General features: G+C 70.5%; 22 protein-coding genes. 13 read left to right on the top strand and 9 right to left on the bottom strand.

Annotation, left to right across the window (positions count from 1 at the left end; all coding sequences use genetic code 11):
• Positions 1-19: 19 nt before the first annotated feature.
• Entirely contained in the window at positions 20-2,611 is a 2,592-nt protein-coding gene (locus ACWEF6_RS01610; protein WP_449681092.1) for a glycoside hydrolase family 3 protein, read from the bottom strand.
• Between the two features lie 319 nt (positions 2,612-2,930).
• Positions 2,931-3,347, bottom strand: a complete 417-nt coding sequence (locus tag ACWEF6_RS01605; protein ID WP_449681254.1) for an Lrp/AsnC family transcriptional regulator — start codon at positions 3,345-3,347, stop codon at positions 2,931-2,933.
• Between the two features lie 194 nt (positions 3,348-3,541).
• Between ACWEF6_RS01605 and pdhA the strand changes: the two genes are divergently transcribed.
• From pdhA to ACWEF6_RS01580, 5 genes are read left to right on the top strand one after another with little or no spacing between them, the layout of a single operon-like run.
• On the top strand, positions 3,542-4,618 hold the full coding sequence (gene pdhA, locus ACWEF6_RS01600) for a pyruvate dehydrogenase (acetyl-transferring) E1 component subunit alpha (protein ID WP_449681091.1): 1,077 nt from the start codon (positions 3,542-3,544) through the stop codon (positions 4,616-4,618).
• Positions 4,618-5,613, top strand: coding sequence for an alpha-ketoacid dehydrogenase subunit beta (locus ACWEF6_RS01595; protein ID WP_449677927.1), 996 nt, complete (start codon positions 4,618-4,620; stop codon positions 5,611-5,613). The genes pdhA and ACWEF6_RS01595 overlap by 1 nt, the downstream gene beginning before the upstream one ends.
• The gene (locus tag ACWEF6_RS01590) at positions 5,606-6,787 is read left to right on the top strand and encodes a dihydrolipoamide acetyltransferase family protein (RefSeq protein ID WP_449681090.1); all 1,182 of its coding nucleotides are present in this window, start codon (positions 5,606-5,608) and stop codon (positions 6,785-6,787) included. The genes ACWEF6_RS01595 and ACWEF6_RS01590 overlap by 8 nt, the downstream gene beginning before the upstream one ends.
• Positions 6,788-6,840: 53 nt before the next feature.
• The gene (locus ACWEF6_RS01585; protein ID WP_449681089.1) at positions 6,841-7,389 is read left to right on the top strand and encodes a hypothetical protein; all 549 of its coding nucleotides are present in this window, start codon (positions 6,841-6,843) and stop codon (positions 7,387-7,389) included.
• The gene (locus tag ACWEF6_RS01580) at positions 7,365-8,366 is read left to right on the top strand and encodes a hypothetical protein (protein ID WP_449681088.1); all 1,002 of its coding nucleotides are present in this window, start codon (positions 7,365-7,367) and stop codon (positions 8,364-8,366) included. The genes ACWEF6_RS01585 and ACWEF6_RS01580 overlap by 25 nt, the downstream gene beginning before the upstream one ends.
• A 5-nt stretch (positions 8,367-8,371) precedes the next feature.
• Here ACWEF6_RS01580 and ACWEF6_RS01575 read toward each other — a convergent pair whose 3' ends face one another.
• The 6 genes from ACWEF6_RS01575 to ACWEF6_RS01550 all read right to left on the bottom strand — a co-directional run bounded on the left by ACWEF6_RS01575 (position 8,372) and on the right by ACWEF6_RS01550 (position 15,260).
• Complete coding sequence (locus ACWEF6_RS01575) at positions 8,372-8,860, bottom strand: putative immunity protein (protein ID WP_449681087.1); 489 nt, start codon at positions 8,858-8,860, stop codon at positions 8,372-8,374.
• An 11-nt stretch (positions 8,861-8,871) separates the two neighbouring features.
• Positions 8,872-10,020 carry an NAD(P)/FAD-dependent oxidoreductase gene (locus tag ACWEF6_RS01570; RefSeq protein ID WP_449681086.1) on the bottom strand — a complete coding sequence of 383 codons (1,149 nt, stop codon included), beginning with the start codon at positions 10,018-10,020 and terminating at the stop codon, positions 8,872-8,874.
• Complete coding sequence (locus ACWEF6_RS01565; RefSeq protein WP_449681085.1) at positions 10,017-10,337, bottom strand: bifunctional 3-phenylpropionate/cinnamic acid dioxygenase ferredoxin subunit; 321 nt, start codon at positions 10,335-10,337, stop codon at positions 10,017-10,019. Before ACWEF6_RS01565 ends, ACWEF6_RS01570 begins: the two co-directional genes overlap by 4 nt.
• Before the next feature lie 183 nt (positions 10,338-10,520).
• Positions 10,521-12,179, bottom strand: coding sequence for a choline dehydrogenase (betA, locus tag ACWEF6_RS01560; RefSeq protein ID WP_449681084.1), 1,659 nt, complete (start codon positions 12,177-12,179; stop codon positions 10,521-10,523).
• Positions 12,180-12,188: 9 nt separating this feature from the next.
• Positions 12,189-13,757 (bottom strand): amino acid permease, encoded by a 1,569-nt coding sequence (locus tag ACWEF6_RS01555; RefSeq protein ID WP_449681083.1) that lies wholly within the window; start codon positions 13,755-13,757, stop codon positions 12,189-12,191.
• A gap of 36 nt (positions 13,758-13,793) precedes the next feature.
• Positions 13,794-15,260 carry an aldehyde dehydrogenase family protein gene (locus ACWEF6_RS01550; protein WP_449681082.1) on the bottom strand — a complete coding sequence of 489 codons (1,467 nt, stop codon included), beginning with the start codon at positions 15,258-15,260 and terminating at the stop codon, positions 13,794-13,796.
• Between the two features lie 40 nt (positions 15,261-15,300).
• Here ACWEF6_RS01550 and ACWEF6_RS01545 point away from each other — a divergent pair, with 40 nt between their 5' ends.
• Together ACWEF6_RS01545 and ACWEF6_RS01540 are read left to right on the top strand one after the other, a co-directional pair.
• On the top strand, positions 15,301-15,894 hold the full coding sequence (locus ACWEF6_RS01545) for a TetR/AcrR family transcriptional regulator (RefSeq protein ID WP_449681081.1): 594 nt from the start codon (positions 15,301-15,303) through the stop codon (positions 15,892-15,894).
• 260 nt (positions 15,895-16,154) lie between these two features.
• Entirely contained in the window at positions 16,155-17,273 is a 1,119-nt protein-coding gene (locus ACWEF6_RS01540; protein WP_449681080.1) for an aromatic ring-hydroxylating oxygenase subunit alpha, read from the top strand.
• A 48-nt stretch (positions 17,274-17,321) separates the two neighbouring features.
• On the opposite strand, the gene ACWEF6_RS01535 is transcribed toward ACWEF6_RS01540, so the two are convergent.
• The gene (locus tag ACWEF6_RS01535; protein WP_449681079.1) at positions 17,322-17,969 is read right to left on the bottom strand and encodes a GntR family transcriptional regulator; all 648 of its coding nucleotides are present in this window, start codon (positions 17,967-17,969) and stop codon (positions 17,322-17,324) included.
• A 62-nt stretch (positions 17,970-18,031) separates the two neighbouring features.
• Here ACWEF6_RS01535 and ACWEF6_RS01530 point away from each other — a divergent pair, with 62 nt between their 5' ends.
• From ACWEF6_RS01530 to ACWEF6_RS01505, 6 genes are read left to right on the top strand one after another with little or no spacing between them, the layout of a single operon-like run.
• Entirely contained in the window at positions 18,032-19,243 is a 1,212-nt protein-coding gene (locus tag ACWEF6_RS01530) for a sarcosine oxidase subunit beta family protein (RefSeq protein ID WP_449681078.1), read from the top strand.
• A gap of 8 nt (positions 19,244-19,251) precedes the next feature.
• Positions 19,252-19,530 (top strand): sarcosine oxidase subunit delta, encoded by a 279-nt coding sequence (locus tag ACWEF6_RS01525; RefSeq protein ID WP_449681077.1) that lies wholly within the window; start codon positions 19,252-19,254, stop codon positions 19,528-19,530.
• Positions 19,527-22,058 carry a 2Fe-2S iron-sulfur cluster-binding protein gene (locus tag ACWEF6_RS01520; protein ID WP_449681076.1) on the top strand — a complete coding sequence of 844 codons (2,532 nt, stop codon included), beginning with the start codon at positions 19,527-19,529 and terminating at the stop codon, positions 22,056-22,058. The genes ACWEF6_RS01525 and ACWEF6_RS01520 overlap by 4 nt, the downstream gene beginning before the upstream one ends.
• A complete protein-coding gene (locus ACWEF6_RS01515) occupies positions 22,048-22,515 on the top strand; it encodes a sarcosine oxidase subunit gamma (protein WP_449681075.1) in 468 nt (155 codons plus the stop codon). Before ACWEF6_RS01520 ends, ACWEF6_RS01515 begins: the two co-directional genes overlap by 11 nt.
• Positions 22,512-23,354, top strand: a complete 843-nt coding sequence (gene purU, locus ACWEF6_RS01510) for a formyltetrahydrofolate deformylase (RefSeq protein ID WP_449681074.1) — start codon at positions 22,512-22,514, stop codon at positions 23,352-23,354. Before ACWEF6_RS01515 ends, purU begins: the two co-directional genes overlap by 4 nt.
• Positions 23,355-23,367: 13 nt before the next feature.
• The gene (locus ACWEF6_RS01505) at positions 23,368-25,794 is read left to right on the top strand and encodes a GcvT family protein (protein WP_449681073.1); all 2,427 of its coding nucleotides are present in this window, start codon (positions 23,368-23,370) and stop codon (positions 25,792-25,794) included.
• Positions 25,795-25,875 lie beyond the last annotated feature (81 nt).

Below are 25,875 nucleotides of genomic sequence, written 5' to 3'. Positions count from 1 at the left end.
GCTCCCGGCCCGGTCGCCGTCAGGTCAAGCTCGAACAAGGTCTCGCATCAGGATCCTTCGCCCCTTGCGGCACCCATCGCACGTTCGCGAACGACGCCTGGAACGGGCCGTCCGTGTACACCAGGAACGGGGTGTTGATGTGCTCGAAGTCGAGCCCGTTGTCGAAGCAGGACACCGGGATCTTCACCGTCGTCTTCGGGCCGCCCGCCAGGTCGGTGAACAGCTTCGTCGCGTTCACCTCGCTGAAGCACGGGTACACGCAGTGCATGCTGATCACCGTCCGGTTGGCCGGGGCCTGCTGCACGGTCGTGTCGAACTCCAGCGCCGCGTTCGCGTTGAGGTAGCCGCGCAGGTCGTTCGTGCCCGCCGTGTTCTGCATGTACAGCTGGGCCGCTCCCGCCCCCGTCCAGGTGGCCTTGAGGCCGTCGCCCTGCACGTTGACGTCCGTCGGGACGACGTTGATCTCGCTGTGCGAGGCCGTGCCGTCCGGGCCGATCACCGTGCCGCCCCAGTTCTCCGCCGAACCGATCTGGCTCGTGTACGGCGGCACGTCGGTGCGGTCGTAGATCGACAGGTCCTCGGTCGCGGTCCCGCCGCCACCGGTCGCCCCGCAGGACGCCGGGCCGGACGTCTCGTCCAGCTGGCCGACCGTGACGCGCTGGCCGCTCTTCAGGCCGTAGCCCAGCTTGAACAGCGGGTCGTAGTCCGGCGACCACGGGTTGAGCGGCGACTGGCACGCGCTCTTCGGCCACGAGTACGACAGCGTGCCCTGGTAGCCCGTGCCGTCCTTGCCCTTGACCAGCATGTCCGCGACGCCGCCGCCCTCGGTGCCGGGCAGCCAGGCCGCCACGAACGCGTCGGAGCGGTTGATCTCCTTGTTCATGTACAGCGGGCGGCCGCCGACGTACACGGTGACGACCGGGGTGCCCTTGCCGCTGACCTTGTCCAGCACGGCCAGGTCCTCGGGGTAGAGCCGCGCCGCTTCGAGCGACTTGCGGGTCAGGTCGCCGACACCTTCGGCGTACGGCGTCTCGCCGATGACCGCGATGACCGCGTCGAAGCCCTTCGGGTCGACGGTGCCGGTGGCGTCGAAGGTGACGTTGGCGTCGCCCAGGTTCTGCTTGATGCCGGTCAGGATCGACGTGGCGTTCGGGAAGTCGGCGTTCGTGTTGCCGGTGCCCTGCCAGCTGAGCGTCCAGCCGCCGGTCTGGTTCTGGATGTTGTCGGCGCTCTTGCCGACCACCAGGACCTTCGACGCCGGCTTGAGCGGCAGCACGTTGCCGTTGTTCTTCAGCAGCGTCTGCGACTCGCGGACGGCGTCGCGCGCCAGCCAGTTGTCCTTCAGCGCCTCGTCGGAGTTCGCGTAGGAGCGGTCGGACGGCTTCTGCGACTCGAACAGGCCGTCACGCAGCTTGACGCGCAGGATGCGGGTGACGGCGTCGTCGATCCGGGACATCGGGATCTGGCCGCTCTGCACCTGGGCGACGGTGTTGGTGATGAACGCCTTCCAGTCGTTCGGCACCATCACGATGTCGATGCCGGCGTTGATCGCCTGCGGGCACGAGGAGTTCGTGCAGCCGGTGACCTGGCCGATGCCGTTCCAGTCGGACACGACCAGGCCGTCGAAGCCCATCTTGCCCTTGAGGATCTGGTTCAGCGCCTTGTCGCTGCCGTGCAGCTTGCCCTCGTTGATGCCGAGGTCGGCGTTGGTCCAGCTGTTGAACGACACCATCACGGTCTGGGAGCCGGCGGCGAGCGCGCCGTAGTAGCCCTGGCCGTGGATGTTGATCATGTCCGCTTCGGACGAGGGGTTGACGCCCTGGTCCTGGCCCTTCAGCGTGCCGCCGTCGCCGATGAAGTGCTTGGCGGTGGCGATGACGCCGTTGTAGCCGATGCGCTTGGTGGCGCCGTCCTGGAGGCCGTTGATGGCCTCGAAGCCGTAGGAGCGCGTGATGCGCGGGTCCTCGGAGAAGCCTTCGTAGGTGCGGCCCCAGCGGTCGTCCTGGACGACGGCGAGGGTGGGCGAGAAGGCCCAGTCCTGGCCGGTGGCGCGGATCTGCCGGGCGGTGGCGCCGGCGACGTCGCGGACCAGGCACGGGTCGTGCGCGGCGCCGAGGCCGATGTTGTGCGGGAAGACGGTGGCGCCGTAGACGTTGTTGTTGCCGTGCACGGCGTCGATGCCCCAGATGACGGGGATCTTCGTGCGGCTGGTCTTGGAGGCGTTCCAGAAGGCGTCGGCGAGGTTCAGCCAGTCCTGCTGGGTGGCGTTCTTCTTGCCGCCGGGCCACGAGCCGCCGCCGTTGAGGACCGAGCCGATGGCGTACTGGCGGACCTCGTCGGGCGTGATGGCGGCGATCTCGGGCTGCGTCATCTGCCCGACTTTTTCCTCCAGGGTCATGCCCTTGAGGAGTTCGGCGATCCGCTGCTCGTCGCCGGCCTTCCCCTTGAACCGGCTGTCGACCTTCGGCCAGTCCGCGAGGGTCGGGAGGCTCTTCTCGATCCGGGCGCAGCCGTCCTTGTCCTTGGCGGGCTGCCCGATGACGGGCTGCGGCGGCTCGGCGGCCTGGACGGGCGCCGCCTGGGCGACCCCGCCCAGCAAGCTGAGGCTCACCAGTGTGACGAGCGAACTTCGGCGCGCACGGGACCACGCGCGGGATCTTCTGGCCATAGGTCTGGTCCATTCTGCGATGAACGGCGGACCGGCCGATCCTCACCGGGCGACGGGGACGGCGTCAATAGGTTTCGGGGTAGTTATTTCTCGACATAAAATAAGAGTCGTCCGGCGACCTGGTGACGTGCCGTCCTGTCTAGCCCGCGGGGGTGGGCCGGGCAAGGGTGCTTGCGGGCAAGGGTTTTGCCCGTTCGGCGGAGCGCGATCGGGTTCGCCGCGGCGGGGACGACGGTGAATTCGACGAATTCAGCCGCGGGTCTCAGCCGAGCACCGAGCCCGGCAGCTCCTCGAAGATCAGCCACGTCCGCGTCGACCGGACCCCCTCGAGTGCCTGCAGCCGCTCCAGGACCACGTCCCGCAGCGTCGAGTTGTCCGGCGTCCGGACCAGCAGCAGGATGTCGAAGTCCCCGCCCACCAGGGCCACGTGGTCCACGTACGGGATCTCGTGCAGGTCCGTCGCCATCGTGCGCCAGGACGTCTGCTCCACCGTCACCATGATGTACGCCGACGTCCCGAGGCCCGCCCGGCGGGGATCGATCCGCGCGCCGAAGCCCGTGATCACCCCCTCCCCCATCAGCCGCTCCAGTCGCGCGTAGGCGTTCGTCCGCGAGATGTGGAGGCGTTCCGCCAGGGCGCGCACCGCCAGGCGGCCGTCCGCCGACAGCTCCGCCAGCATCGCCCGGTCGACGTCGTCCAGCGCCGGGACCGTTCGTCCCGGCAGACCCCCGTGCGCCAGGACACCGGTGGACGTTTGGTCACCGGAAGCCGTCGAAGGAGACTTTTTGTCGCTCATTTCCGCCAACCCTTGAACACAACGCCGCCGCGAACCACCATTTCAGCATCATATGTCTGGGAGAGGTGGTGCGCGTCATGGCTGTGGAGACCCTGCTGCCGTCCGCTACCCCGGTGCGGTTCGTCGCCGAGGACGGAAGCCGTGCCGACCAAGCCGGCGGCTACGGCGAACCGGCCGAAGCGCGGCTCAAGGAGGCCTACCGGCTGATGGTCCTCGGCCGCCGGTTCGACGTGCAGGCGACCGCGCTCACCAAACAGGGCCGTCTCGCCGTCTACCCCTCCAGCGCCGGCCAGGAAGCCTGCCAGGTCGCCGCCGCGCTGGCCCTTGACACCCAGGACTGGCTCTTCCCGACCTACCGCGACTCCGTCGCCCTCGTCGCCCGTGGCCTGGAGCCCGGCGAAGTCCTGACGCTCCTTCGCGGCGACGCGCACTGCGGCTACAACCCGGTCGAGACGCGTGTAGCGCCTCAATGCACTCCGCTCGCGACGCAGACGCTCCACGCCGCCGGCCTCGCGCACGCGATGCAGCGACGTGGCGAAGACGCCGTCGCGCTGGCGTTCATCGGAGACGGCGCCACCAGCGAAGGCGACTTCCACGAAGCGCTCAACTTCGCGGCCGTCTTCAAGGCGCCCGTCGTCTTCTTCGTGCAGAACAACCGCTTCGCCATCTCGGTGCCCTTCGAGAAGCAGAGCGCCGCCGAAGCGCTGGCGTACAAGGGCGTCGGCTACGGCATGCGCTCCGAGCAGGTCGACGGCAACGACGCCGTCGCCGTGCTGGCCGTCCTCGACGACGCCGTGAAGCACGCGCGCGAAGGCCGCGGCCCCGTCCTCGTCGAGGCGCACACCTATCGCATCGACGCCCACACCAACGCCGACGACGCCACCCGCTACCGCGACGCCGACGAAGTCGCGAAGTGGCGCGAAGCGGACCCGCTCAAGCGGCTCGAGACCTACCTCAAGAGCCGGAACGTCCTTCAGGACACCGAAATCGAGCGGTTCGCGGCCGACGCCGAGGTGTTCGCCCAGTCCGTCCGCGACACCCTCAACGCCGAGCCCGAGCTCGACCCGCTGTCGCTGTTCGACCACGTCTACGCCGAACCGACCCGCCAGCTCGAAGCCCAGCGGGCGGCCCTCGCAGCCGAACTGGAGGCCTGATGACGACCACCATGGCGCAGGCCCTCAACGCCGCCCTGCGCGACGCCCTCAAGGACGACGACCGCGTCCTCGTCTTCGGCGAGGACGTCGGCACCCTCGGCGGCGTCTTCCGCGTCACCGACGGCATCACCGCCGACTTCGGCGAGGACCGCTGCTTCGACACCCCCCTGGCCGAGTCCGGCATCGTCGGGTTCGCCGTCGGGATGGCCATGGGCGGCTTCCGCCCGGTCGTCGAGATGCAGTTCGACGCCTTCGCCTACCCCGCGTTCGAGCAGATCACCTCGCACGTCGCGAAGCTGCGCAACCGCACCCGGGGCGCGCTGCACCTGCCCATGGTCATCCGGATCCCGTACGCCGGCGGCATCGGCGGCGTCGAGCACCACTGCGACTCCAGCGAGGCCTACTACACGCACACGCCCGGCCTGCGCGTCGTCACGCCGGGCACCGCGCAGGACGCCTACGACCTGCTCCGCGACGCCATCGAATCGCCCGACCCGGTCATCTTCCTCGAGCCGAAGTGCCGCTACTGGTCGAGCGAAGAGGTCACCTTCACCCGCTCCGGCCCGGCCATGGACCAGGCCCTGGTCCGCCGGCACGGCAAGGACGTCACGCTCATCGCGTACGGCCCGATGGTCGCCACCGCACTGGAAACCGCCGAAGCGGCGAAGGCCGAGGGCTGGGACGTCGAGGTCGTCGACCTGCGTTCGCTGGCGCCGTTCGACGACGAGACCGTCACGGCTTCGGTCCGCCGCACCGGGCGGGCGGTCGTGGTGCACGAGGCCGCCGGCTTCGGCGGGTACGGCGCCGAGGTCGTCGCGCGGGTCACCGAGCAGTGCTTCCACCAGCTGCACGCGCCCGTCCTGCGGGTCACCGGGCTCGACATCCCGTACCCGGCGCCGAAGCTCGAGCGCCACCAGCTGCCCGACGTCGACCGGATCCTCGACACGATCGCGCGCCTGCAGTGGGACGACACGCCGGTGGTGGCCGGTGCCTGACTTCCTGCTGCCGGACCTCGGCGAAGGCTTGACCGAGGCGGCGATCGTGGACTGGCGGGTCAAGATCGGCGACACCGTCGCCGTCGACCAGGTCGTCGTCGAAGTCGAGACGGCGAAGGCGGCCGTCGAAGTGCCGGTGCCGTTCGCCGGCGTGGTGTCCGCGCTGCACGGCGAGCCGGGGCAGCTGCTGCCGGTCGGCGCGCCGCTGCTGACCGTCGGCGGGTTCGCCGAGCCGGGGGTGACGACCTCTTCCGGGAGCGGCAACGTCCTCATCGGCTACGGCACCGCGCCGACGACCCGGCGCAAGCGGGCCCGGCGTCCGGTGAGCGTCACCGCGCCCACGCGGCCGAAGCAGCCCGGCGTGATCTCGCCGTTCGTCCGGAAACTGGCCGCCGACAACGGGATCGACCTCGCGAAGGTGACCCCGGGCGGTCCGGACGGCATCATCCGCCGCGCCGACGTCGAAGCGGCGCTGAAGAAGACCGGCTCGAAGGGCCGGCGCATCCCGCTCACCGGCGTGCGCAAGGCCGTCGCCGACAAGCTTTCGACGTCCCGGCGCGAAATCCCCGAGGCCACGGTCTGGGTGGACGTCGACGCGACCGGGCTGGTCGCCGCGCGGGCCGCGCTGAACGCCAAGAGCGACCGGCCGGTCAGCCTGCTCGGCCTGATCGCGCGGTTCGCCGTCGCGGGGCTGAAGAAATACCCGGAGCTGAACTCGCGCGTCGAGGGCGACGAGATCGTGCTGCTGGACGAGATCCACCTCGGCTTCGCTGCACAGACCGACCGCGGCCTGGTCGTGCCGGTGGTGCGGGACGCCGGGGCGCTGTCGACGCGGGACCTGTCGGCGGCGATCGGCGAGCGCGCCCGCACCGCGCGGGAGGGCAAGCTCGCGCCCGCGGACCTCACCGGCGGCACCTTCACCGTCAACAACTACGGCGTCTTCGGCGTCGACGGCTCGGCCGCGATCATCAACCACCCCGAGGCGGCCATCCTCGGCATCGGCCGGATCATCGACCGGCCGTGGGTCGTCGACGGCGCCCTGGTGGCGCGGAAGATCTGCGAGCTGACGCTGGCCTTCGACCACCGCGTCTGCGACGGCGGCACGGCGGGCGGGTTCCTGCGGTTCGTCGCCGACTGCGTGGAGTCGCCGGTCACCGCCCTCGGTGATTTGTAGACGCACCGGGCGCATTGGCCGGTCGTGACGGCCGTGGCACTTACAGTGGTCGCGTGACGACACCGGCCCAGCACGACCGCGACCTCGCGGAGGGGCGCGTCGCCCGGCTCAAGCAGGACCTGCGGGACGGGCTCGCGACCCCGCCCGGGGACGTCGAGGCGATGGACGAGCTCGTGGCGAACGCCCACCGGCTGCTCGACGCCGAAGTGGCGTTCGACGAGGCCGAGCGGCGGCTGGCCGACGCCGAGCTCGAATCCCGGCACGCGGCGACCCAGCGTGCGGTCGTCTGGCTCGCGGCCGCGCCGGTGCTGGTGCCGCTGGTCGCCGCGGCACTGGTGCTGTTCGAGGTGCTCTCGCCGGGGTGGCTGCTGGTCCTGGTCCCGCTCTTCGGCGCGGGCCTGTGGGTCGGTTTCGCGCCGGTCCGCCGGGCCGGGGCGGTGATCCGCGAGCGGACCCGGGCGGCGTGGGCGGGCAGCGCCACGGCGGTGGTGCTGGTCTTCGCCCTGGTCCCGTGGTCCGGGACGGTGGTCAGCACGGTCCTGGCGGCACTGGGCGCCGCGGGCACGATCGCGCTGCTGTGGCGGGAAAGCCGGACGCCATGAGCCACGGCTACGCGACCTACGGCGACGACCCGGAGTTCACGCAGGAGTACGACTACCCGGACGCCGTCGACCCGACCCGGCGCGACCTCGACGAGCTGTTCACGGCGGTCGACGGGCTGCGCGAGGCCGGCGACCGCCTGGGCCAGGACGTCGCCGAGCTGACCGAGCGGCTCGAGAGCGGCGGCCCGGACCGCCAGGACGACCGGATCGACCGCCTCGGCCGGCAGCTGGAGCGGCTGCAGCAGCAGGTCCGCGTCCTGGAGCGCGCGGTCCGCGTGTCCGACGGCGTCCCGCAGGTGAACCTCGACGACGTCGGCCCGGAGACGCGGGCCCTCGCGGCGGAGGCGGCGCGCTGGGACGACCTGCACAAGGAGCTGGTCACGAAGGAGCAGCGCGCGCGGTACGCGGAGGAGATCGCGCACCTCGACGCGGTCCGGTCGGCGCTTTCCCGGTGCGACACCGACCTGCTGGAGGTGGTGCGCGTCCTGGCGTCGACGGAGCGAGCGTCCCGGGCCCGGGGCGACGCGGAGTCGTCGTTGCGGGCGTTGTCGACGCGGCGCCGGACGCTGCTGGACGAGGAGATCCCGGCGGCCTCGGCGGCGGCGGAGAAGGCGCGGCTGGCGTTGCGCGAGGCGGACGCGGTCGAGGCGCGCGTGGTCCCGCAGCTGGAGCGGGCCGAGCGCGCGTGGCACGACCTGCAGGTCCGGTTGCGGACGCGGATCACGGACGCGCTGGGTTCGAACGCGCTGCTGCCGACGTGGTTCGGGCACGCACTGGGGGTGGCGCCGCCGTCGGGGACGTCGGGTGACGCCTGGATCCGCACGGCCGCGTCGGTCCTGGCGTACCGGGTGACGTTCGGGGTCGCCGACCCGGCTCTGCCGCTGGGCCCGCCCGCGGGCGAGGACGCGGACACGACGGAACGACGGTGGACCTGGCGAGCCAGGCTGGAGTCCGACTTGGACGACCTCTCGCTGTAGGCGGTTCAGTCGCGGAGGGCGGACTCCAGTCGGCGGTGCAACTCGCCGAGGCGGGTTTTGCCCGGTTTGCCCGGTGGGAACTTCTGCAGGAGGATGCGGACCTCCGGTGGGGCCTGGGAAAGCGCCCACTCGACCTCCGCCTCGGCGGAGCCGCCCGCCAGCTCGCGCGCCAGCGCCGCCTGCTGGGCCGGGCCCACGATGTGCTTCACCTGGTGCGGCGACTCCAGCGGATGCAGGTACGCCGCGCCCGCCGCGCCGACCGCGGCCCGCGCCGCCGCCGAAGCCGCCGGGTCGGGGGCCGCGCCCGCGGCCGCCAGTGCTGCCCACGCCGCCGAGCGCAGGGCCTTGGTGCGCGGGCCGCCCGCGGCGAACTCCCGGGCCGCCGTGATGGCCGCGGCCGGGCGGGGGTCGTCCGGGATCAGCGGCAACACGCGTTCGGCGCAGGCGGCGGCCCAGCTCGTCAAGGCCCGCAGTTCGTCGAGATCCAGCTCCATGCCCCTGAAGCTTATCCTTGAACCGCCGGTTGAAACTCGGGGCGGCGCAGGGCCTGGCGGCGCAGGCGGTTGAACAGCTTCGCGTTGTTCAGCGCGAAGACCCCCACCGTGGCGCCGTCGCGGGAGAACGTCGCCACGAACGAGGTCGACGCAGGGTCGCCTTCCACGAACGTGAGCTCGTCGTCCGGGCGGGGGTGGCCGGCCAGCTGCAACGTCCCCGAATACTGGTCCGACCAGACGTACCCGCTCGGCGCGTACGTCCGCGCGGTGTGCCCGGCCAGCAGGTTGGCCACCGCGATCGGGGCCTGCTCCGAGGCGTTCGTCCAATGCTCGTGCCGCCGCCCGCCGTACCGGGCCACGTCCCCGGCCGCCACCACCTGCGGGAGCGAAGTGACCAGTCCTTCGTCCGTGTGGACGCCGTTGCCGACCTTCAAACCCGACCCTTCGAGCCACTCGGTCGACGGCGTCATCCCGACGCCCGTCACCACCACGTCGGCCGGGACGACCGCACCGGACGCCAGCGAGACGCCGGCCGGGGAAAGCCCGGTGACCTGGACGCCGCAGCGCAGGTCCGTGCCGTGGTCGAGGTGCAGCCGGGCGCAGACCGCGGCCAGCGAAGGGCCCAGCACCGGTGCCAGCGGCGCGGCCAGCGCTTCCAGGACGACCACGTCGAGGCCCAGCGACCGGCAGGTCGACGCCACCTCGGCCCCGATGAACCCGGCTCCGACGATGGCCACGCGGACGCCCGGGACCAGCGCTGCGCGCAGCGCGAGAGCGTCTTCGAGCGTCCGCAGCACGAACGCGCCCTCGAAGCCCGGCAGCGTGCGCGCGCGGCCGCCGGTGGCGATCACGACGCCGTCCGCGTGCACCGACGTACCGTCCGACAGCAGCACGCGCCGGTCGGCCGGGTCCAGCGCCGTCGCCCGGACACCGAGCCGGAAGTCCAGGGCCAGCGACGCCAGGTCACCGGCGTCGAGCAGGTCGAGGGACTCCCGCGACGCCGTCCCGGCCAGAAAGCCCTTGGACAGCGGCGGCCGGTCGTAGGGCAGGTGCACCTCGTCGCCGATCAGCACGATCCCGCCGTCGTACCCCTGCGCGCGCAGCTCCTGGGCCGCGCGGACCCCGGCGAGCGACGCGCCGACGACCGCGATCCGCTTCACGCGGCGTCCTCGCCGGCCACGCCCTGGACGTAGACGACGCCTTCTTCGACGACCACGGCGTACGTGGGCACCGGGTCCTTCGCCGGCAGGCAGGTCGGCATGCCCGTGCGCAGGTCGAACAGCGCCGCGTGCAGCGGGCATTCGACGAAGCAGCCTTCGAGCCAGCCGTCGGCCAGGGAGGCGTCCTGGTGGGTGCACGTGTCGCCGATGGCGTACAGCTCGCCCTCCTCGGTGCGGAACACCGCGATGGCGGGCGGTCCGGGGATCCGGACGGACTCGCCGGGGGGCAGCTCGTCCACCGTGCACGCGCGAATCATGACGCCTCCGGGAAAAGTTGCGCATTGGGGAACATCAACTGCGATACGCAACAAGTCTGAGTCCGGTGACGGGGTGCGTCAAGGGGGTACGCCCCGGTAGTTTTCGTTACCGGATAACGGGTATCCGGGCACGCCGCGGCGCCCGTGCCGGGGATGGTGGCACGGGCGCGACGGCGGTGGCGGCTAGTTCTCCCCGTGCCGGTAGAACGGCGTCTTGATCGGGGCGAGCGGGGTGTTGCCGAGGATCAGGTCGGCGGCCTTCTCGGCGGTCATCATCACCGGCGCGTAGATGTTGCCGTTGGTGATGTAGGGCATCACCGACGCGTCGACCACGCGCAGGCCTTCGGTGCCGTGCACCCGCATGCTCTGCGGGTCGATGACGGACATGTCGTCCACGCCCATCTTCGTCGTGCACGACGGGTGCAACGCCGTTTCGGCGTCCTTCGCCACCCAGTCGAGGATTTCTTCGTCGGTCTCGACGGACGGCCCCGGCGAGATCTCCCCGCCGTTGTACGGGTCGAGCGCGGACTGGTTGAGGATCTTCCGCGCCACCCGCACCGCTTCGACCCATTCCTTGCGGTCGGTTTCGGTCGACAGGTAGTTGAACTTGATCGCCGGGTGCTGCCGCGGGTCGGTCGAGGTGATCTTCACCGAGCCGCGGGTGTCGGCGTACATCGGCCCGACGTGCACCTGGTAGCCGTGCCCTTCGGTGGGCGCCGAGCCGTCGTAGCGGATCGCCACCGGCAGGAAGTGGAACATCAGGTTCGGGTACTTCACCTCGTCGTTGGACCGGACGAACCCGCCGCCCTCGAAGTGGTTCGTGGCGGCCGGCCCGGACCGCAGGAACAGCCACTGCGCGCCGATGTAGGGCCGCTTCCACTTCGCCAGCGACGGCTGCATCGACACCGGCTGCTTGCAGGCGTACTGGATGTACACCTCCAGGTGGTCCTGCAGGTTCTCGCCGACGCCCGGCAGGTCCTTCACGACGTCGATGCCGAGCTTCTCCAGCTCCGCCGCGTTCCCGACGCCGGACAGCTGCAGCAGCTGCGGGCTGTTGATCGCGCCGCCGCAGAGGATGATCTCCTTGCCGTACACCTCGCCCGGCACGCCCCGGCCCTGCGCGTACTCGACGCCGACCGCGCGCGTGCCGTCGAAGAGGATCTGCGACACGAACGCGTGCGTCTTCACCGTGAGGTTGGGCCGGTCCAGCACCGGGTGCAGGTACGCGCCCGCCGCTGACAGCCGCCGTCCTTTCCGGACGTTCCGGTCGAAGGCGGCGAACCCTTCCTGCCGGTAGCCGTTGACGTCGTCGGTGCGCGGGTAGCCCGCCTGCTCGGCGGCGTCGAAGAAGGCCTGGAACAACGGGTTCGACGCCGGGCCGCGCTCCAGTTCGAGCGGGCCGTCGTGGCCGCGCCACGGCCCGTCCGGCGGATCGGCGAGGCAGTTCTCCATCCGGTTGAAGTACGGCAGGCAGTGCGCGTAGTCCCAAGTGGACATCCCGGGATCGCTCGCCCAGCGCTCGTAGTCCATCGGGTTGCCGCGCTGGAAGATCATCCCGTTGATGCTCGACGACCCGCCGAGCACCTTGCCGCGCGCGTGGTAGATGCGACGCCGGTTCATGTACGGCTCGGGTTCGCTGCGGTAGCCCCAGTCGTAGAACTTCGACCCGATCGGGAAGGTCAGCGCGGCCGGCATGTGGATGAAGACGTCCCACTTGTAGTCCGACCGGCCCGCCTCCAGGACGAGGACCTTGTTCGAGGGGTCGGCCGAGAGCCGGTTCGCCAGCGCGCAGCCCGCCGAGCCACCGCCGACGATGACGAAGTCGTAGGTATCGGAACTCATGGAGCCTCCTCAGCCAGGCAGCGAATCCGGGGCGTTGTCGGGCATGTGCTCGGGGCTCGTGTGCGACGAGCCCCAGGTGCGACGCCGGACGTAGAGCATGATCGCACCGATGATCACGATCAGCCCGGTGACGATCACCGCGCCCCACTGGAAGTACCAGTGGTCGTCGCCGTAGACCTCGGCGCGGGGCCAGATCAGGTTGATCGTCATGGCCGCGCCGTAGAGCACCGCGACCAGGTTGACCAGCGTGCCCCAGCGGCCCAGCTTGAAGTACGGCCCGTGCTCCGGCCGCGGCCAGTGCCCGCGCAGGCGCCGCACCAGCATCGGGCCGGTGACCATCAGGTAGGGGATGTAGAACAGGATGATCGCCGTCGAGGTCAGGATGAAGAACGCCCGCTGGTTGCCGAGGTTGATCAGCAGCACGACGACGGTGAGACCGCCGGTCAGCAGCGCGGGCAGCACCGGCGTCTTGGACCGCGGCGACACCTTCGCCATCGCGCGGCTGAACGGCAGCCGGCCGTCGCGGGCCATCGCCCAGGTCATCCGGATCGCCGCGGTCTGCACGGCCAGGCAGCAGACGGTGATGGCGATCGCCGAGCAGATCAGGAAGGCGTCGCCGAGCCCTTCGCCGAGGGTGCTCTTCAGCAGGTACGGCATTCCGGACGTGCTCAGCTCCTTGGCGCTCAGGTCGCCGACGGCCATCATGCCGAACAGCATGATCAGCCCGCCCACGATGAACGCGGCGGTGATGGCGCGCAGGATCGCGCGCGGCGCGTGCCGCCGCGGCTGGGTGGTCTCCTCGGCCAGCGAGCCCGCGGTGTCGAAGCCGTAGAAGACGTACGCGCTCATCAACGACGCCACCAGGAACGCCCCGAGGTACCCGAACGAGTGACCCTCGCCGGTGCCGGCGGTGTCGAACACGAGGCCGGGGCCGCGTTTGATGTGGATGGCCAGCGCGATCACGAGGAGGATGCTCGCGCCGAGCTCCACCGCGACGCCGAAGTTGTTGATCTTCGCCATCAGCTTGACGCCGATGATGTTGACGATCGTGGCGAACACGACCAGCACCAGGGCCAGGATGATGGCGTTCTGCGCGCCGCCGGGGGTCGACGTCAGACCGGCGTCTTCGTCGCTGCCGACGATCTGGAACGCGGTCGAGACCTGCGGCAGGATGATCTGGTAGGCGACCGCGACGGCCGCCGCCGTGACGATCGCGCCGATGATCATGATCCAGCCGGCCAGCCACGACGTCGCCGGTTTCGCGATCTGCTTGGCCCACTGGTACACCGAGCCGGCGAGCGGGAACTGCCCGGCGAGCTCGGCGAAGCACAGGGCGACGGCGAACTGGCCGATGAAGACCAGCGGCCAGGTCCAGATGAAGGCCGGGCCACCCGACCCGAAGCCGAAGAAGAAGAGCTGGAACACCCCGGTCAGGATCGAGATGTAGCTGAACCCGGCGGCAAAGCTGGAGAACGAGCCGAGCGAGCGCTCGAGTTCCTGGCGGTAGCCGAACTTCTCGAGTTCGGAGCTGTCGTCCGGAGCAGGCCCCCCGCCCGCCGGTTTTTCCTGAGTGGTCATCGCGTGCGTCCTCACGTGGTGGGGGAAGGGGTGGGTTCAGCCCTTGAACCAGTGCTGCGGAGCGGGATCGATGTTCTGGTAGATGTGCTTGCTCTCCTGGTACTCGGCCAGCCCGGACGGCCCGAGTTCGCGGCCGATGCCCGATCTGCCGAAACCACCCCACTCCGCCTGCGGCAGGTAGGGGTGGTAGTCGTTGATCCACACGGTGCCGTGGCGCAGGGCCCCGGCGACCCGCTGGGCGCGGGACGCGTCCGACGTCCACACGGCTCCGGCGAGCCCGTACTCGGTGTCGTTGGCCAGCGCGATGGCTTCGGCCTCGTCGGTGAACCGTTCCACGGTGACGACCGGGCCGAAGACCTCTTCCCGGACGATCGTCATGTCCCTGGTGCAGTCGGAGAACACGGTGGGGCGCAGGAAGAAACCGCCTTCGTACTCGGGTCCTTCGGGACGCTTGCCACCCGCTCGCAGCGTCGCGCCGTCCTTGAGAGCGCTTTCGAGGTAACCCTCGACCTTGGCCCGGTGCTGCGCGGAGACGAGCGGGCCCGTCTCGGTCGCCGGGTCCAGGCCGTCGCCGACGCGGATGCGGTCGGCGCGCGCGGCGAGGTCCGCGACGAACCGGTCGTGGATTCCGTCTTGGACGATCAGCCGGGCGCCCGCCGAGCAGACCTGTCCGGAATGGACGAACGCCGCCATCAGGGCGTAGTCGAGGGCGGTTTCGTAGCCGGCGTCGTCGAAGACGACGTTCGGGTTCTTGCCGCCGAGCTCGAGGGCGACCCGGCGGACGCCCTTCGCGGCGGCCGTCATGATCTTCTCGCCGGTCGAGTAGCCGCCGGTGAACGAGACCAGGTCGACGCCCGGGTGCTCGACCATCGCCGCGCCGACGCGGCCGTCGCCGAGCAGAAGGTTGACCACACCGTCCGGCACGCCCGCTTCTTCCAGCAGGGCGACGAGCTTGATCGTGGTCAGCGGGGTGACTTCGCTGGGTTTGAGCACCACGGTGTTGCCGGCGGCGAGGGCGGGCGCGACCTTCCAGGACATCTGGAGCAGGGGGTAGTTCCAGGGCGCGATGAGGGCGCAGACGCCGACCGGTTCGTGCACGATCCGGCTGACGACGGTCGCGCTGCCCGCGTCGACCAGGCGTCCGGCCTCCTTGTCGGCGAGGTCGGCGTAGTAGCGGAAGACGTTCGTCACGTCGTCGATGTCGATCCGGCCTTCACCGAGCGTCTTGCCCGTGTCGAGGCTCTCGGTGCGGGCCAGCTCCTCGCGGTCGCGGACCAGCAGATCGGCGGTCCTGCGGAGGAGCTGGGCGCGTTCGCCGGCGGTGGTCCGACGCCAGGGACCCTGGTCGAAGGCCGTTCGGGCAGCTTCGACCGCGGCGCCGACCTCCTGGTCGCCCGCCTCGGCGAGGGTCTCGAGGACCTGGCCGGTGGCGGGGTTGAGCACATCGAACATGCGGCCCTTCCCGGAGCGGTAGTGGCTGCTTCGCGTCGAGAGTGCGTACATTTGTACGCGAAGTGTGTACAGATGTCCACAAGGGGGCTCGATGGCGAAGAGCGAACCCGGCGCGACGCGGCGCCGCGGTCCGAACGACCCCGAGCGGCGCGCGCGGATCGCCCAGGCGGCGATCGAGGTGGTCGCGCAGCGGGGGATCGACGGCGTCACGCACCGGTCGGTGGCGGCCGCGGCCGGCGTCCCGCTCGGCTCGACGACCTACCACTTCGCGACCCTGGACGACCTCCTCGAGGTCGCCCTGCACGAGGCGGCCGAGAAGAACGTCCACGCGCTGAAGGAGTGGGAGTCCGCGCTCCCGCCGGACGCCGACTTCGCCGCCGCGCTCGCCGACCTGGTGATGGGCTACATCAACGAGCAGTACCGGGACACCGTCGTGGAGTACGACCTGTACGTCGCGGCCCTGCACCGGCCGGCGCTGCGGAAGGCGAGCGCGGCCTGGGACGACGCCCTGATCGCGTTCTTCGGCTCCCGGACGGACCCGCTCACCGGCCGTCTCCTGGCCGGGTTGTTCTGCGGCCTCCTCATGCAAGCCGCGCTGGCCGACCCGCGCCCCACCCGCGACGAGATCGAAACCCTCTTCCGCCGCGCCATCGACGGCCCCGCAACTCCGCGCTCGCGTGATTGAAGACGTGACTCGCGTGATTGGGGACGTGACTCGCGTGATTGGGGACGTGACTCGCGAGTTACGTCCCCAATCACGCGAGTGCGGGTTCTGATCACGCGAGTTACGGGTTTCGTCCCGCCGTGTGGGTGAAAGCCGTGGCGGGGCACTGAAAAGCTTGGGTTGACAGGCGGTCGGGACGGCAGTCACTCTGTTCCGGAGTGAGCAACAAGACGCGTTCTGCGCAACTACTCCCGAACTGATCCGCGGAGAGGACCACGCCGGTGACCGCAATCGATCTCCCGCCGAGCCTGCTCGCCACCCTGCCCGGCGCCGCCTACACCGACCCGGCGATCTTCGCGGCCGAACAGGCGAAGATCTTCGAGGCGGACTGGTTCTGCGCCGTGCGCAGCGCCGACCTCGCCGGGCCGGGAGCGTTCGAGACGGTCCAGATCGGCAAGGAGAGCGTGCTCGTCTCGCGGGGCCGGGACGGCAAGCTGAACGCGTTCCTCAACGTCTGCCGCCACCGCGGCGCCCGGCTCTGCACGTCCGAAACCGGTACCGTCAAGCGCGCTTTCCAGTGCCCGTACCACGCTTGGACGTACGGCCTCGACGGCAAGCTGATCGCCGCGCCGAACCTCACCGGCATGCCGGACGTCGACCGCACCGAGTTCGGCCTGACGAAGGTCCACCTGCGGGAATGGCTCGGCTACGCCTGGGTCTGCCTGGCCGGCGAGCCGCCGTCGTTCGAAGAGACCGTGATCGGCGCCGTCACCGAACGGCTCGGCGGCCCGACCGAGATCGACGCCTACGGCATCGACGGCCTCGCGCTGGGCAAGCGCATCGAGTACGACGTGAAGGCGAACTGGAAGCAGATCATCGAGAACTTCATGGAGTGCTACCACTGCGCGACGATCCACCCCGAGCTCACCGAGGTCCTCCCGGAGTTCGCCGACGGGTACGCCGCGCAGTACTACGTCGGCCACGGCGCCGAATTCGGCGGCGACATCAAGGGCTTCACCGTCGACGGCAGCGAAGGCGTCGACCGCCTCCCCGGCGTCACCGAAGCGCAGGACCGCAAGTACTACGCGATCACCATCAAGCCGGGCGTCTTCGTCAACCTCGTCCCGGACCACGTCATCCTGCACCGGATGTTCCCGCTGGCCCCGGACCGGACGCTGGTCCGCTGCGACTGGCTGTACCTGCCCGAGGTGGTTTCCTCGGGCCGCGACCTGAGCCGGTCGGTCGAGCTGTTCCACCGGGTCAACCTGCAGGACTTCGAGGCGTGCGAACGCTGCCAGCTCGCGATGGACTCGCGGTCGTACGCCAACGGGGGTGTGCTCGTGCCCAGTGAGCACCACATCGGCGCGTTCCACGACTGGGTCCGCACCCGCCTGTCGTGAGTGGTAAGGCGGGTTCTAACCCGCCTTACCACTCACGAGGGCTTGGGTTCAGATCAGCGCGCGGATGGCGGCCTCGAACCCGGTGACGTGCGCCTGCGTCAACGCGGCCGCCTTTTCGGCGTCACCCTCGATGATCGCGGTGAGGAGCGGGACGTGCTCGTCGACGTGGCCGGCCATCCCGGACAGCCGGGGCACGAACACGCACCAGATCCGGGTGGCCAGGTTGTCGTACCGGATCAGCGTGTCCTCGAGGAACGGGTTGTGCACGCACCGGTAGATCGCCCGGTGCAGGGCAAGGTCGGTGCGCAGCAGTTCGGCGTTGCCCCGGTCCGGGGCACCCGCGTCGAGCTGCGCGCGCAGCTCGGTCAGCGCGGCCCGGTCGGCTTCGGTCGCGCGTTCGGCCGCGGCGGCCGTCGCCATCGGTTCGAGGGTGCGCCGGACCTCGGAGATGTGCGCGAGGTCGGAGATGTTGACGTCGGTGGCGAACGTCCCGCGCCGCGGGTAGGCGACGACCAGCCGTTCGGACTCCAGCCGCTTCAGCGCCTCGCGGATCGGCGTCCGGCCCATGCCGAGTGCGGTGCCGAGCTCCTCCTCGTTGAGCGGGGAACCCGGCGGGATGTCCAGCATGACCAGGCGATCACGGACGAACAGGTACGCCTGTTCGGCCAGCGACGGGGGATTGACCTGCGGGTGCATGACGCTTAGCCTACATCGACGATTGATATATCAGAAGTCGACCAGTCCTCGGAGGACGCTCGATGACCGATCTGCCGGAGCACCCGGACTTCCTCTGGGACAACCCCGAGCCGCGCAAGAGCTACGACGTGGTCATCGTCGGTGGCGGCGGGCACGGCCTCGCCACCGCGTACTACCTGGCCAAGCAGGGTGTCACGAACGTCGCCGTGCTCGAAAAGGGCTGGCTCGCCGGCGGCAACATGGCCCGCAACACCACGATCATCCGCTCCAACTACCTCTGGGACGAGAGCTCCGGCATCTACGAGCACTCCCTCAAGCTGTGGGAAGGCCTCGAAGAGGACCTCGGCTACCCGATCCTGTTCAGCCAGCGCGGGGTGCTGAACCTGGCGCACAGCCTGCAGGACGTCCGCGACAGCGTCCGGCGCGTCGAGGCCAACAAGCTCAACGGCATCGACGCCGAGTGGGTGGACGCCGACGGCGTCAAGGAGATCTGCCCGATCGTCAACACCTCGCCGGACGTCCGCTACCCGGTGCTCGGCGCGACCTTCCAGCCGCGCGCGGGCATCGCGAAGCACGACTACGTGGCCTGGGGATTCGCCCGCGCCGCGCACGAGATGGGCGTCGACCTGATCCAAAACTGCGAGGTCACCGGCATCACCACGAGCGGCGGGCGGGTCACCGGCGTCGAGACGTCGAGGGGCCGGATCGCCGCGGGCAAGGTGGCGTTGTGCGCCGCCGGGCACACCTCGGTGCTGGCCCGCATGGTGGGTCTCGACCTGCCGCTGACGTCGCACCCGTTGCAGGCGCTGGTGTCCGAGCTGCTGGAGCCGATCCACCCGACGGTCGTCATGTCGAACGCCGTGCACGTCTACGTTTCCCAGGCGCACAAGGGCGAACTCGTGATGGGCGCCGGTATCGACTCTTACAACGGCTACGGTCAGCGCGGTTCGTTCCACATCATCGAGCAGCAGATGGCGGCCGCGCTGGAGCTGTTCCCGGTGTTCGCGCGGGCGCACCTGCTGCGGACCTGGGCCGGGATCGTCGACACCAGCCCGGACGCGTCCCCGATCATCGGCCTGACGCCGGTGGAGAACCTGTTCCTCAACTGCGGCTGGGGCACCGGCGGCTTCAAGGCCACCCCCGGTGTCGGGGACGTCTTCGCGCGGACCATCGCGCGCGGGAAGCCGCACGAGTACGCCGAGCCCTTCGCCCTCGACCGGTTCACCACCGGTGCCCTCGTCGACGAGCACGGCGCCGCCGCCGTGGCCCACTAGGAGCTTCGATGCAGCTGATCCCTTGCCCGTGGTGCGGGCCGCGCGAGGAAGCCGAGTTCCACTACGGCGGCCAAGCGCACGTCGCCTACCCGGCGGATCCCTCGGCGCTGTCGGACGAGGAGTGGGCGAAGTTCGTCTTCTTCCGCGACAACCCGAGCGGGCCGTTTGCCGAGCGGTGGAGCCACTCCGCGGGTTGCCGCCGGTGGTTCAACGCCGTCCGCGACACCCGTACCCACGACCTCCTGGCAGTCTACCGCCTCGACGAGCCCCGGCCGGTGATCTCATGACCCGGCTGTCCGGCGTTCCGCTCAAGTTCACCTTCGACGGCCGCGAGCTGACCGGCTACCTCGGCGACACCCTGGCGTCCGCGTTGCTGGCCAACGGCATCCACCACGTCGCGACCAGCATCAAGTACGGCCGGCCGCGCGGCATCGTCGGCGCCGGTGTCGAGGACTCGAACGCCCTGGTGCAGATCGAAAAGCCGTTCCCCGAGCCGATGCTTTCGGCCACGACGGTCGAGCTGTACGACGGCCTGGAGGCCCGCGGCCTGCGTGGTCAGGGCCGGCTCGCCACCGAGCCGGACCCGGCGCGGTACGACGCCAAGCACGCCCACTGCGACGTCCTGGTGATCGGCGCCGGCCCCGCCGGGCGAGCCGCCGCCGCTGCGGCGGAGGGCCGGGTCCTGCTCGTGGACGACCAGCCCGACGGCGAAGCCCCGGAGGGTGTCCGGTTCCTCTCGCGAACCACGGCGTTCGGCATCTACGACGACGGGTTCGTGCTCGCCCTGGAGCGCCGGGGCGAACCTCCCGAGCGCATTTCGCGGCAGCGAGTCTGGCGAATCCGGGCGAAGCGGATCGTCGTCGCCACCGGTGCGCACGAGCGGCCGATCGTCTTCCCGGACAACGACCGCCCCGGCATCATGCTCGCTTCGGCCGCGCGCACGTACCTGAACCGGTACGGCGTCCTCGCCGGGCGGCGCGTGGTCGTGTTCACCACCAACGACTCCGCCTACGAAGCCGCCTCCGACCTGGCGGCGGCCGGGGCCGAGATCGTGCGGATCGTCGACGCCCGCGAGGGCCACGGCGTCATCGGCACCGGCGGCGACACCCACATCACGGCCGCCCACGTCGCCAAGCTGGGCGAGCTGCAAGGGGAGCGGGTCGAGTGCGACCTGCTGCTCGTCTCCGGCGGCTGGAACCCGGCCGTGCACCTCTACAGCCAGGCTCGCGGCACCCTCCGGTACGCCCCGGAACTCGGTGCCTACGTCCCGGCCGGCGACCTGCCGAACGTGACCGTCGTGGGCGCGGCCGCGGGCGAAGGACTGCCGGAGACCGAGGTGCTCTGGCAGGTGCCCGCACCGGAGTCCGAAGTGGACACCCGGTTCGTCGACCAGCAGCGCGACGCCACAGTGTCCGACGTCCTGCGCGCCACCGGTGCCGGGCTGCGCTCGCTGGAGCACGTCAAGCGGTACACGACCATCGGCACCGCGCACGACCAGGGCAAGACGTCCGGCATGCTCGCCGCCGGCATCACCGCCGAGGCACTGGGCGTCGACCTCGCCGACCGCCGTCCGACGACGTTCCGGCCGCCGTACACGCCGGTGCCGTTCGCCGCGCTGGCCGGGCGGAACCGCGGCGAGCTGCACGATCCCGTGCGCGTCACGACGATCCACCCGTGGCACGTCGAGCACGGCGCCGAGTTCGAGAACGTCGGCCAGTGGAAGCGGCCGTGGTACTACCCGCGGCCCGGCGAGTCGATGGCCGACGCCGTGAAACGCGAGTGCCGCGCGGCCCGCAACGACGTCGCGTGCATGGACGGATCCACCCTGGGCAAGATCGACGTCCAGGGTCCGGACGCGGGCTGGTTCCTCGACATGCTCTACACGAACCTGATGAGCACCCTGAAGGTCGGCCGGATCCGCTACGGCGTGATGTGCGGCGTCGACGGCATGGTGCTCGACGACGGGACCGTGATCCGCGTCGGCGAGGAGCGGTTCCTGGTCACCACGACCACCGGCAACGCGGCGAAGGTCCTCGAATGGATGGAGGAGTGGCTCCAGACGGAGTGGCCGAACCGGCGCGTCTTCGCGACGTCGGTGACCGAGCACTGGACCACGATCCCGCTGGTCGGCCCACGCTCGCGGGAAGTCCTCGGCCGCCTGGCGCCGGGCCTCGACGTCTCCAACGAGGCCTTCGGGTTCATGACCTGGCAGGACGCCGAGGTCGCCGGTCTGCCGGCGCGCGTCTGCCGGATCAGCTTCTCCGGTGAGCTGGCCTACGAGATCAACGTCCCGTCGTGGCACGGACCGGCGCTCTGGCAGGCCATCGTGGACCAGGGGGCGACGCCGTACGGCACCGAGACCATGCACGTCCTGCGCGCCGAGAAGGGCTACCCGATCATCGGCCAGGACACCGACGGCACGGTCACCCCACAGGACCTCGGCATGTCGTGGGCGGTGTCGAAGAAGAAAGCCGACTTCATCGGCAAGCGCTCGTTCGCCCGCGCGGAGAACAATCGGCCCGACCGCAAGCAATTCGTCGGCCTGTTGCCGGTCGATCCGTCGGTGCTGCTGCCCGAAGGCTCGCAGATCATCGAATCCGAGACCGTGCCGGAGCCGCCGGTGCGGATGCTCGGCCACGTCACCTCCAGCTACGACAGCGCCGCCCTCGGCCGCACCTTCGCGCTCGCCCTGGTGCGCTCCGGCCGGGAGCGGATCGGCGAGACGCTGTACGTGCCGGTCGGGGACCAGGTGGTGCCGGTGACCGTGACCGAATCCGTCCTCTTCGACAAGGAAGGAGCCCGCCGTGACGGTTGACGCGGTCGACGAACCGTTCCGCACCCAGCTCACCGTCCGCCTCCGCGAGGGCGAGTCGCTCCTCGGCGTCCCGCTGCCCGGTGCGTGCACCTTCACCAGCGGCAACGACGTCGAAATCCTCTGGATGGGCCCCGACGAATACCTCGTCCTCGCCGAACCCGGCCGCCAGGCCGAACTGGAAGCGGTGCTCTCTCGTGAATGCGACGCCGTGGTGGATGTCTCGGCGCAGCGGAACGTCGTGCGGCTCACCGGGTCGCACGCCGCCGACGTGCTGGCGCACGGGTGCTCGATCGACCTGGCGGTGTCGCCGCCGGGCACCTGCGTCCAGACGCTGTTCGCGCGCACCGGCATCGTGCTGATGGTCCGAGACGAGGGCTACACGATCCTCGTCCGGCAGTCCTTTTCGGACTACTTCCGGGCGTGGCTGGCCGACGCGAGTCTGGAGTACGTCCCGTGACCTTCACCCTGACGCTCAAGTGCCCGGAACGCTCGGGCATCGTCCACGCCGTCACGACGTTCCTGGTCGGGCAGGGCTGCGACATCGTCGAGCACCAGCAGTTCGACGACGACGTCCGCGGCTCGCTGTTCCTGCGCACGTCCTTCACCTGCACCGAACCGGCCACGGTGGACGACCTGACCCGGGCGTTCGCCCCGGTGGCCGGCGACTTCGGCATGGAGTTCGGCTTCTCCGACGGCACCCCGCCGCGGGTCCTCGTGATGGTGTCGAAGTTCGGGCACTGCCTCAACGACCTGCTCTTCCGCTGGCGCGCGGGCGGCCTCGGCGCCGAGATCGCGGTGGTCGTCTCGAACCACGAGGACCTGCGGCCGATGGCCGAGGCGGCCGGGGTGCCGTTCGTGCACGTCCCGGTCACGCCGGACACCAAGCCGGAGGCCGAGCAGCGGCTGCTCGACCTGGTCGGGAAGTACTCCGCCGATCTCGTCGTGCTCGCCCGGTACATGCAGGTCCTGTCCAACGAGCTGTGCCAGAAGCTCGAAGGCCGCGCGATCAACATCCACCACTCGTTCCTGCCCGGGTTCAAGGGCGCCAAGCCCTACCACCAGGCCTACGACCGCGGCGTCAAGTACGTCGGCGCGACCGCGCACTACGTCACGCCCGACCTCGACGAGGGCCCGATCATCGAGCAGGAGGTCCAGCGGGTCGACCACACGTACTCGCCGCGCGAGCTCGTGACCGTCGGCCGCGACGCCGAAGCGCTCGCCCTCTCGCGCGCGGTCCGCTGGCACTGCGAACGCCGCGTCCTGCTCAACGGCAACAGCACCGTCGTCTTCCGGTAGAAGGAGTTCCGCCATGAGTGCACCGAAGGTCGTGATCATCGGCGCCGGCATCGTCGGCGCGAACCTGGCCGACGAGCTGACCGCCCGCGGCTGGACCGACGTCACCGTGCTCGACCGGGGCCCGTTGCCGCGCACCGGCGGGTCCACCTCGCACGCGCCCGGCCTGGTGTTCCAGACCAACGCGTCCAAGGCGATGACGGACTTCGCGAAGTACACCGTGGCGAAGTTCCTGGAACTGGACTGCTTCCTCCAGGTCGGCGGCATGGAGGTGGCGACCACCCCGGCGCGTTGGGAGGACCTCAAGCGCAAGCACGGCTGGGCGACGTCGTGGGGCGTGCCGGGCGCGCTGATCGACGCCTCCGAGTGTGTCGAGCGGTGGCCGCTCCTGGACGGTTCGCGGATCTTCGGCGCGCTGCACGTCCCGACCGACGGGCTCGCGCGGGCCGCCAAGGCCGTCGAGGTGCTGGCCGCACGCGCGACTTCGCGGGGCGCCCGGTTCATCGGTTCCACGCGGGTGACCGATGTCCTGCAAGAGGGCGGGCGGGTCACCGGCGTCCGGACCGACCAGGGCGACTTCCCGGCCGACGTCGTCGTCTCCTGCGCCGGGTTCTGGGGCCGCGAGATCGGCGCGATGGCCGGCATGGACGTCCCGCTGCTGCCGCTGGCCCACCAGTACGTCAAGACCGGGCAGGTCGCCGACCTCGTCGGGCGCACCACCGACGAGGTCGAAGCGAGCCTGCCGATCCTGCGCCACCAGGATCAGGACCTGTACTTCCGCGAACACGGCGACCGGCTCGGCATCGGTTCCTACGCCCACCGGCCCATGCCGGTCGACGAGTCCACTTTGGATCCGGCGGTGACCGAGACGGCCATGCCGTCCATGCTGCCCTTCACCGAGGACGACTTCGCACCGTCGTGGGAGCAGAGCCAGTTGCTCCTGCCCGCGCTGCGGCAGACCAAGGTCGAGGAGGGCTTCAACGGCATTTTCTCCTTCACCCCGGACGGCCAGTCGCTGGTCGGCGAGTCGGCCGACGTCCGCGGGTTCTGGCTCGCCGAGGCGATCTGGGTGACGCACTCGGCGGGCATCGCCAAGGCGGTCGCCGAACTGCTCGTCGCCGGGCATTCCGAAGTGGACACCCACGACATCGACGTCCACCGCTTCGAGGAGGTCCAGCTCGCGCCCTCGTACGTCCACGAGACGGCGCAGCAGAACTTCGTCGAGGTCTACGACATCCTGCACCCGTTGCAGCCCAAACTGTCCCCGCGCGACCTGCGCGTGACGCCGTTCCACGCGCGGCAGCGGGAGCTGGGCGCGGTGTTCCTGGAGGCGGGCGGCTGGGAGCGGCCGCACTGGTTCGAGGCCAACGCGCCCCTGCTCAAGAAGCTGCCGCACGACGCCCACCCGCCGGCGCGGGATGCGTGGGCAGCGCAGTTCCACTCGCCGATCGCGGCGGCCGAAGCGTGGCAGACGCGCAACGGCGTTGCGCTCTACGACATGACACCGCTCAAGCGCGTGGAGATCAGCGGCCCGGGATCCCTCGAGTTCCTGCAGGCGCTGACCACCAACCAGCTGGACAAGTCGGTCGGCTCGGTGACGTACACCCTGATGCTGGACAACGCCGGAGGCATCCGCAGCGACGTCACGGTGGCGCGGCTCGAGCCCGAGGTGTTCCAGGTCGGGATCAACGGCAACATCGACGTCGACCACTTCGTCAAGCACGCGCCGGCCGGGGTGCGGGTCCGGGACACCACCGGCGGGACGTGCTGCCTCGGCGTGTGGGGGCCGCTGGCGCGCGATCTCGTGCAGCCGCTTTCACGTGAGGACTTCTCGCACTCCGGGCTCAAGTACTTCCGGGCCCGGAAGGCGCGGATCGCCGGGGTGCCGGTGGTCGCGATGCGACTGTCCTATGTGGGCGAACTCGGCTGGGAGATCTACACCGGCGCGGACAACGGCCTGCGGCTGTGGGACGCGCTGTGGGCGGCCGGGCAGCCCCTCGGCGTCATCGCGGCCGGGCGGGCGGCGTTCAACAGCCTGCGGCTGGAGAAGGGCTACCGGCTGTGGGGCACGGACATGACGACCGAGCACGACCCGTATGAGGCCGGCGTCGACTTCGCCGTGCGCCCGGCGAAGGGCGGCTTCCTGGGCCGGGAGGCGATCGAGGGCCGGACGCCGTCGCGGCGGCTGCGGTGCCTGACGATCGACGACGGCCGCACGGTCGTGCTCGGCAAGGAACCGGTGTTCGTCGAGGGCGTGGCCTCGGGGTACGTCACGAGTGCGGCGTACGGGTACACCGTCGGGCGGCCGATCGCCTACGCGTGGCTCCCGGCGTCGGCGGACGTCGGCAGCCGGGTGGAGATCGAGTACTTCGGCCGCCGGGTCGCGGCCACCGTGGCCGCCGAGCCGCTGGTCGACCCCGGCATGGAGCGGATCCGGCGCTGAGCGGGTAACGCCGGTCACGTCGGGTCACGCCCGGCTCTCGAACGGGTAATCCACAGCAAGTCCATGGAAGCGCACCAGGAA

It is taken from the genome of Amycolatopsis sp. NPDC004772 (assembly GCF_053601215.1).
Note: the sequence above shows the minus strand (reverse complement) of the source record. Positions and strands in the feature narration are given on the sequence as shown.